This is a genomic window from Salinicola sp. MH3R3-1 (assembly GCF_001937155.1).
Taxonomy (GTDB): Bacteria; Pseudomonadota; Gammaproteobacteria; order Pseudomonadales; family Halomonadaceae; genus Salinicola; species Salinicola halophyticus.
On record NZ_MSDP01000070.1, the window covers coordinates 1 to 482 of the forward strand.

Annotated in this window: 2 tRNA genes; both read right to left on the minus strand. The window is 52.7% G+C overall.

The features are described from left to right. Positions 1-289: 289 nt before the first annotated feature. Positions 290-365 (minus strand) — tRNA-Asn (locus BTW08_RS18325). A 34-nt stretch (positions 366-399) separates the two neighbouring features. Beyond that, a tRNA-Asn gene (locus BTW08_RS18330) sits at positions 400-475 on the minus strand. Positions 476-482: the final 7 nt, after the last annotated feature.

Genomic DNA, 482 nt, shown 5'->3' on the forward strand with positions numbered 1-482 from the left:
TTTCAGCCATGACTCGCTCCTGGTGTCGGTTCCCGTTATTCAGGAATGAGGTCAGTGTACGAGGGCTTTATGTCAGCGGCGTGACAGGTTCGTGATAACGAGATGAACATTTCGGTTCAGACGAGCGTGCCGGGGTCCTGAACACGACAGAAAGTCAGGCAAGCGCCAGCATGCAGGAATCGTCGATCCGGGCCTTACCGAGAGCAGAGGGTCATACAAACAAAGAGGATCATGCGAAACAAACATCAAACGGAGGGAAAGCATCTTGCGGGGAAGAACATCATCGCATTGGCTCCCCGAACAGGACTCGAACCTGTGACCCAATGATTAACAGTCATTTGCTCTACCAACTGAGCTATCGGGGATCGATGCGGCAATGATGTCATGCGGTGTCGGCGATGGCTCCCCGAACAGGACTCGAACCTGTGACCCAATGATTAACAGTCATTTGCTCTACCAACTGAGCTATCGGGGATCGTCGT